This is a genomic window from Stenotrophomonas sp. GD03794 (assembly GCF_029842145.1).
Classification (GTDB): domain Bacteria; phylum Pseudomonadota; class Gammaproteobacteria; order Xanthomonadales; family Xanthomonadaceae; genus Stenotrophomonas; species Stenotrophomonas riyadhensis.
Genome location: NZ_JAOCFV010000105.1, coordinates 1 through 1,237, shown reverse-complemented (window position 1 = coordinate 1,237; position 1,237 = coordinate 1). Strand labels below are relative to the sequence as shown.

The window sequence follows — 1,237 nt, the reverse complement described above, 5'->3', positions numbered from 1 at the left end:
TGTAGCAACTGTGTTGCCGGAGGGGCTCAGGCTCCTCCGGCAGACAGGCACGGTAGTGCCGGCCGCTGGCCGGCAGCCTCTTGGAGCGCGCGCAGGCTGGCTTCAGGCGGGGATCGATCCGCCTTGAGCGTCGCGCACCCGGGCGTTGAGAATCACCAGCATCTTCCGCATCACCGCCACGATGGCTACTTTTCCTTCCTTGCCTCGGGCTCGCAGCGACTGGTAGAAATCGCGCAGTCGCGGTTCATGCCGCATGGCCGACATACTGGCCATGTAAAGCACCTGACGGATCTCGGCCCTGCCGCCATGGATGCTTCGTTTGCCACGCATGGTTCCGCTGTCGTGGGACATCGGGGTCACCCCGACCAAGCTGGCGATGCGCTTGCCACTGATCCTGCCAAGCTCTGGCAGATAGCTGGCCAGTACCGCTTGCAAGCCCGGGCCAACGCCCTTCATCGATTTCAGGACAGCCAATTGAGGCTGCTGGGCAACCTGCTCGGCAATCTGCTTTCCCAGGCGCCCAACTATCCCCTGCAGGCGGCTGATGTTGGCTTGCAGCAGTCGGCGCAACTCGCGATCGGTCACCATCTCCTGCTGCTGCCGCGCTACGGCCAGGGCTTCCATCGTCTGTCGACGTGCCCGTACGAATTCCCGCATTTTCTGCTGCCAAGGCTCCAGCGGTTGGTAGGTGGGCAGTTTGACCAGGGCCGCCATCTGCGCCAATGCATAGGCATCCAACCGGTCGGTCTTGGCCAGCTGACCCAACCCCTGGGCCAACCTACGGGCCCGCAGGGCATTGGCGCGGACCACCGGATGACCGGCGTTGTGCAGGAAGTTCAGTACTGACTGTTCGTAGCCACCGGTGGCTTCCAGCACAATCTGGCTCGCCGGATGTTTCCTCAACCAGAGATCCAATTCAGCAAAACCCGAAGCGCTATTGCTGACCTGCAGGATCTCGCCGTCCGTCGTGCCGACATCCAGTTGCCGCTTGCTGACATCAATCCCGATCCCGTTCATCACCGGACTCCGTATAGTCTGGAAGGGTCGAGAGCTCCCCCCGCTTGCCCAGTCTTATCACTGCGAGTGTCAGCTCCAGCAACTGTTCGGGCGGATCAAGGGAGATTCCGGCGTGGGCGCCAAGCTACATGGCGATCGTCGAGATCCAGGCTTACACGGCGGCCCACGCCGGCTCTCGGCACCTACGCTGCCAGATTCCGATCAGATAAGGCTTGGCAGC

Annotated in this window: 1 protein-coding gene; it reads right to left on the bottom strand. The window is 62.4% G+C overall.

Annotation, left to right across the window (positions count from 1 at the left end):
- Positions 1-102: 102 nt before the first annotated feature.
- Positions 103-1,017 carry an IS110 family transposase gene (locus tag N5D91_RS24250; protein ID WP_279909025.1) on the bottom strand — a complete coding sequence of 305 codons (915 nt, stop codon included), beginning with the start codon at positions 1,015-1,017 and terminating at the stop codon, positions 103-105.
- Positions 1,018-1,237: the final 220 nt, after the last annotated feature.